Source organism: Acinetobacter sp. UBA2063, from assembly GCF_002333245.1.
GTDB classification, from domain to species: domain Bacteria; phylum Pseudomonadota; class Gammaproteobacteria; order Pseudomonadales; family Moraxellaceae; genus Acinetobacter; species Acinetobacter parvus.
Genome location: NZ_DDAH01000168.1, coordinates 1 through 6,355 on the forward strand (window position 1 = coordinate 1; position 6,355 = coordinate 6,355).

The 6,355-nt window shown below is 44.8% G+C and carries 6 protein-coding genes; 3 read left to right on the forward strand and 3 right to left on the reverse strand.

Going from position 1 to position 6,355, the window contains the following annotated elements:
- Positions 1-134 precede the first annotated feature (134 nt).
- Positions 135-401 carry a hypothetical protein gene (locus tag B4H32_RS07950; RefSeq protein ID WP_004680584.1) on the reverse strand — a complete coding sequence of 89 codons (267 nt, stop codon included), beginning with the start codon at positions 399-401 and terminating at the stop codon, positions 135-137.
- A gap of 90 nt (positions 402-491) precedes the next feature.
- Positions 492-1,142 (reverse strand): HAD family hydrolase, encoded by a 651-nt coding sequence (locus B4H32_RS07955; protein WP_286801573.1) that lies wholly within the window; start codon positions 1,140-1,142, stop codon positions 492-494.
- 182 nt (positions 1,143-1,324) lie between these two features.
- On the opposite strand from B4H32_RS07955, the gene B4H32_RS07960 reads away from it, so the two are divergent.
- The 3 genes from B4H32_RS07960 (at position 1,325) to B4H32_RS07970 (ending at position 5,966) form a co-directional block, all read left to right on the forward strand.
- A complete protein-coding gene (locus tag B4H32_RS07960; RefSeq protein ID WP_004680587.1) occupies positions 1,325-1,801 on the forward strand; it encodes an RNA pyrophosphohydrolase in 477 nt (158 codons plus the stop codon).
- A 94-nt stretch (positions 1,802-1,895) separates the two neighbouring features.
- Positions 1,896-4,190 carry a phosphoenolpyruvate--protein phosphotransferase gene (ptsP, locus tag B4H32_RS07965; RefSeq protein WP_004680589.1) on the forward strand — a complete coding sequence of 765 codons (2,295 nt, stop codon included), beginning with the start codon at positions 1,896-1,898 and terminating at the stop codon, positions 4,188-4,190.
- Between the two features lie 255 nt (positions 4,191-4,445).
- Positions 4,446-5,966 carry a catalase gene (locus tag B4H32_RS07970; protein WP_286801575.1) on the forward strand — a complete coding sequence of 507 codons (1,521 nt, stop codon included), beginning with the start codon at positions 4,446-4,448 and terminating at the stop codon, positions 5,964-5,966.
- Between the two features lie 61 nt (positions 5,967-6,027).
- Here the strand turns inward: B4H32_RS07970 and B4H32_RS07975 are convergent.
- A partial coding sequence (locus B4H32_RS07975; protein WP_414630956.1) for a GNAT family N-acetyltransferase occupies positions 6,028-6,355 on the reverse strand: 328 nt, incomplete at its 5' end.

Consider the following 6,355-nt stretch of genomic DNA (forward strand, 5'->3'; position numbering starts at 1 on the left):
ACTGTGTCGGGTTAAATCAACACTTTGCTCTTTCCACAACTTCTCTGGCAATTCAATTTGTTGTTTTTTCATTATTTACCCCTATCAAAAACATTTTTATATCAAAAAAAACCTTTCCTAAAAACAAAATATTTTCACTTCTCATTCTGCTGAGCTTTTTGATAGTTTAGCCTTTGCTTTTTCACATATTTTTTCGCTATAAAATAAACTAACATCGCAAAAGGTAAAATCAAAAATAGTGCACCTACGCCAAAAGCAACATAGGCAAAATAAACATTCCCAATTAAAAAACAGATTCCTAATAATGTAAGTTGTACGATCAATTCCCCACAACCTTCGGCGACATAATCTAGCCAGGTTGGTTTTTTAGTTTGTTCAGTTTCATCACGATACTCTTGCATTTTTTATATCCAATTAGTGATCTTCTTATTATTCAACATGTTAAACATATTAAAACTGTAATATGTTTAACATTTTTCTATATTTTTTGATTAAATCGACCAGTCCTGAATTTCCCAGCCCTGTTCGCGTGCCAGCTTCTCCAAACGATCATCAGGATTGACTGCAATGGCATGGGTGGCATATTCAAGTAGGAAACGGTCATTAATCGAGTCTGAATAGGCCCACGATTCCTCAACTATCCGACCATCTAACCATTGGTCCAGACGTGCCAGCTTGCCTTTTTGGTAGCATGGCAAGCCTGTGACCTTACCCGTATATTTACCCTCAAGCACCTCAGCATTGGTGGCAATAATTTCAGTAATGCCAAACTCACGGAAAATTGGTGCGGTAATAAAATCACTGGTTGCAGTAATCCCAACGATGGCATGTCCCATATCCTGATGCTTCCTGATGGCCTCAAAACCTTTGGGACGCATTTGTGGACGAATCACCTTTTGCATAAACAACTGATGCAGTTCAGTTAAATAAGCATTGTCATGTTTGGTGAGAAATTCAAATACAAATTCATTATAGGCAATTGGGTCGAGTTGTCCCGCCTTGTAGTCTTCATAAAACTTGTCATTCATTTGACGATGATGAACTGGATCAACCAAACCTTCATTCACTAAAAACTCACCCCATGAGTGGTCAGAGTCGGTATTTAACAGGGTATGATCTAAATCAAACAAAGCCAATTTCATATAAATACTCATTTAAATGCAAATTAAAGAAAAAAAACGTAAATCTATTTCCGTAAGTCACTAAAAATTCGTTAAGATCATAGCAATTTAAACATTTTACTTTGACCTTTTTCGAGTTGGACGTGAAGAGTGACTGTCCCCGAGATCAAAGTCAACGATATAGACAAAATTTAGGTAGCCAAATGATCGACTCAGAAGGTTTCCGACCCAACGTCGGGATCATTTTGGCAAACGATGATGGACAAGTTTTATGGGCAAAGCGCATTGGTCACAATGCTTGGCAATTTCCACAAGGAGGGATCCAGTTTGGAGAAACCCCTGAACAGGCACTTTACCGTGAACTGAGAGAAGAAGTCGGTTTATTGCCCGAACACGTCCAGATTATAGCGCAAACTAAGGGTTGGCTGCGTTATCGTTTGCCACATCGGTACATTCGGTCAGATTCAGATCCCGTATGTATTGGACAAAAGCAAAAGTGGTTTTTACTGAAATTAACGGCATCGCCGCATCATATTCAGTTAAATCTATCAGACCCACCCGAGTTCGATGAATGGCAATGGGTGAGTTACTGGTATCCATTGGGTCAGGTGGTAAACTTCAAAAGAGATGTTTACCGCAGAGCCATGATGGAGTTGTGTTTACAGTTACCTCAGCGTTAATTGTCGCAAAATCATGACTTTAAACAATGATTTTTAACGATATAGCTGTTATAAATAGGCATATAACGATTCAATAAACAGGAGCAGACACCTCATGTCAAACATGCAACTCGACACCCTTAGACGCATTGTGCAAGAAATCAATGCGTCCGTCAGTTTGCATGACTCTTTGGACATTATGGTCAATCATGTGGCTGAAGCGATGCACGTGGATGTATGCTCTATATATCTCTTAGATGAGCGTAATCGTCGTTATGTGTTGATGGCCTCAAAAGGTTTAAACCCTGAATCCGTTGGACAAGTATCTTTAAGTGTCGGTACAGGTTTGGTCGGTTTAGTCGGTCAACGCGAAGAAATTGTCAACTTAGACAATGCGCCGAAACATGAACGCTTTGCTTATTTACCCGAAACAGGTGAAGAGCTGTTTAACTCATTCCTCGGCGTACCTGTCATGTACCGTCGCAAAGTCATGGGCGTTCTAGTGGTTCAAAACAAGGAATCCCAGGACTTTAGCGAGGCGGCTGAATCGTTCCTTGTCACACTGTGCGCACAGCTTTCTGGTGTCATCGCCCATGCGCATGCAGTCGGAAATATTGATGTTTTCCGAAAACCGAATAGTGGTTCCACCTACAAGACCTTTCAGGGCGTTTCTGGCGCGGGTGGTATCGCATTGGGTCGGGCGATTGTGCTCTACCCGCCCGCCGACCTGACCGCAATTCCAGACCGTGAAGCTGAGGACATTAGTGACGAGCTGGCATTGCTTGATCAGGCCATTGCCTCTGTTCGTAAGGAAATCCAGTCTCTGGATGAAAAAATGCAGGATTCCCTCATGTCAGAGGAACGCGCGTTATTCAGCGTGTTCCTGCGCATGCTGGATGAAAATGCATTACCCAGTGAAATCAAGGACCATATCCGCACAGGTAGCTGGGCTCAGGGTGCAGTGCGCAAAGTCATTGACAAGCATGTGGCACTGTTTGCACAAATGGAGGACGATTACCTGCGCGAACGGGTTTCTGACCTCAAGGATTTGGGACGGCGCATTTTAGCCTGCCTACAGGAGGCGGATTCAAGCCATCGTGAACTCAGCCCTGACAGTATCCTGATTGGTGAAGAGATCAGCACTGCGGCGCTGGTTGAACTGCCTGTCGATAATATTGCAGCGATTGTGACCTCTGAAGGCGCTGCCAATTCACACATGGTAATCGTGGCACGCGCTCTGGGGATTCCAACGGTTGTGGGTGTCACCGAATTGCCAATCAACACCCTTGATGACATTGAGATGATTGTCGATGCCTATCAGGGACGTGTTTTTGTCAATCCACCGCGCCGTCTACGCCAGCGTTATAAGGAAGTCCAGAAAGAAGAAGAACAGATTGCCAAAGATTTGAAGCAATACGAAACCCGTGATGCCATTACTCCTGACGGGGTGGAAATTCCATTGTTCGTCAACACAGGCTTGATGATTGATGTGGTGCGTGGGGTTCAACGGGGGGCCAAGGGCGTCGGTTTATATCGCAGTGAAATTCCGTTTATGTTGCGTGAGCGCTTCCCAGGTGAGGAAGAGCAGCGTGCCATCTATCGTCAACAGCTTAGCCATTTTGCCAACAAGCCTGTGATTATGCGGACGCTGGATATTGGTGCGGATAAGGACCTACCCTACTTTAGCATTGAAGAGGAAAACTCGGCACTAGGCTGGCGTGGCCTGCGCTTTACCCTTGACCATCCAGAAATCTTTTCCGCACAGATTCGCGCCATGCTCAAGGCCAGCATCGGCTTGAATAACCTACATATCCTGCTGCCGATGGTCACCAGTGTCAGTGAGGTGGAGGAAGTCCTGTATTTGCTGGAACGTGACTGGATTGCGGTTCAGGAAGAAGAACAGGTGAAGATCACCAAACCTAAAATCGGCATCATGGTTGAGGTTCCAAGTGTCCTGTTCCAGATTGATGAATTTGCAGAGTTGGTAGACTTTTTCTCTGTAGGTTCCAACGACCTGACCCAATACCTGCTTGCGGTTGACCGTAACAACCCGCATGTTGCCAATGTCTATTCACATTTTCATCCGTCTGTGCTGCGGGCTTTGCAAAACCTTGTTCAAGCCTGCCATCAGCACCAGAAGCCGATTAGTGTATGCGGAGAAATGGCGGGCGACCCCCTGACCGCCATCCTGCTCATGGCGATGGGGTTCAATACACTTTCCATGAGTTCAAGCAACATCTTGCGGGTACGTAAAGCCATTTGCCATGTGCCGATGAGCGATGCCAAAAAGCTATTGGACGATGTGTTAAAAATGAACAATCCTTTGCTGATTAAAAGCTGGCTGGAGCATTATTTTAGAACCCATGGCTTAGCCGATATGGTCAAGTCTAATCGCTTGCTCAGTGCATAAAGTAAAAAAGCATCCTGTTTAGGGTGCTTTTTTTAACAGTATCTATAAGCAAAAAAACGTAAATCCTGTTTAAGATGGTATGCTGTGTCCATCGAATAAAGCACTTGTTGTATGCGCTTTTATCCATTGGAAAAAAAGCCACCAGCAGCCTATTGTTAAACTATAAACATCCAACACATTTCATGATGCAATTTACAACAACTCAATAATTCGGATGACTCAACTCAACAGTCATCCTGTAAATGGAGAATAACCATGAGCCAAGACGATAAAAAATGTCCTTTTAGCCACTTAACCACAGACTTTGGCGCACCTGTAGTGGATAACCAGAATAGTATGACAGCAGGTGCGAGAGGACCATTATTAGCCCAAGACTTATGGCTGAATGAGAAACTGGCCAACTTTGTCCGTGAGGTGATTCCTGAACGCCGTATGCATGCCAAGGGTTCAGGTGCATTTGGTACGTTTACCGTCACCCATGACATTACCCAATACACCCGCGCCAAGATTTTTAGTGAAATCGGCAAGAAAACCGAGATGTTCGCCCGCTTTACCACCGTTGCAGGTGAACGCGGTGCGGCCGATGCAGAACGGGACATTCGCGGTTTTGCGTTAAAATTCTATACAGAGGAAGGCAACTGGGATATGGTGGGCAACAACACCCCTGTATTCTTCCTACGTGATCCACGTAAATTCCCTGACCTGAACAAAGCGGTCAAACGTGACCCGAAAACCAATTTGCGCAGTGCAACCAACAACTGGGATTTCTGGACACTGCTTCCAGAGGCACTGCATCAAGTCACCATCGTGATGTCAGACCGTGGTATTCCTGCCAGCTACCGTCATATGCATGGTTTCAGTAGTCACACCTATAGTTTCATCAATGCGGCCAATGAACGTTTCTGGGTGAAATTCCACTTTAGAACCCAGCAGGGCATTAAAAACCTGACCGATGCTGAAGCCGAAAGCATCGTAGGGAAAGACCGTGAAAGCCATCAACGTGACTTATTTGATGCGATTGAAAATGGTGATTATCCAAAATGGACACTTTTTGTTCAGGTTATGCCAGAACAGGATGCAGAGAAAGTACCATACCATCCATTCGACCTGACCAAAGTTTGGCCGCATGGTGACTATCCATTGATTGAAGTGGGTGAATTTGAACTGAACCGCAACCCTGAAAACTTCTTCCTGGATGTGGAGCAGTCAGCCTTTTCGCCAAGCAATCTAGTACTGGGTATAAGCGTATCGCCAGACCGCATGTTACAAGCACGTTTATTTAACTATGCCGATGCGCAGCGTTACCGCTTGGGTGCCAACTATCAACAAATACCAGTCAATGCGGCACGCTGCCCTGTACATAGCAATCACCGTGATGGTCAGGGCCGTATTGATGCCAACTATGGCGGTTTACCACACTATGAGCCAAACAGCTTTAATCAGTGGCAGGAACAACCCCAATATCGGGAACCCCCATTAAAAATCAATGGTGATGCGGATTTCTGGGATTATCGTGAAGATGACCATGACTATTTCAGCCAGCCTCGTGCGCTGTTTGAACTGATGACACCTGAACAACAGCAGGTCTTGTTTGACAACACTGCCCGTGCAATGGGCGATGCGCTGGACTTCATCAAATATCGCCATATTCGTAACTGCCATGCCTGCCACCCTGCCTATGGTGAAGGGGTTGCAAAAGCACTTGGCATGACCGTTGCTGAGGCACAGGCTGCCCGTGAAACGGATCCAGCCCGTCATTTACCAAGCTTTCTTTAATTCCTGAGAACCTTTTAAAAAGCCATCTTCGGATGGCTTTTTTTACCCAAACAATTTAAAGCTACAAACTCAAATGCAAAATTGGGAAAGGTTTGCCCAATCCGTCCAGTGGGGAACGAGAAATGACTTTAAAGCCTAAACATTCATAGAAACCAACTGCCTGTGGATTTTGTTCATTGACATCTACGTTAGTCGCACCAAGCTGTTCAACTGCATAAAATAACAACTGCTTGCCAATGCCTTGACCTCGTGCTGCATTTCGAATAAACAACATCTCAATCTTTTTCTCTGCCACACCAACAAAGCCCAAAATCGTACCTGTATCACTTTTCATACACTTTAAAGTGACTGCTGGAAAAGCCTGTTCCATCTCTGTACACGACAAAAAT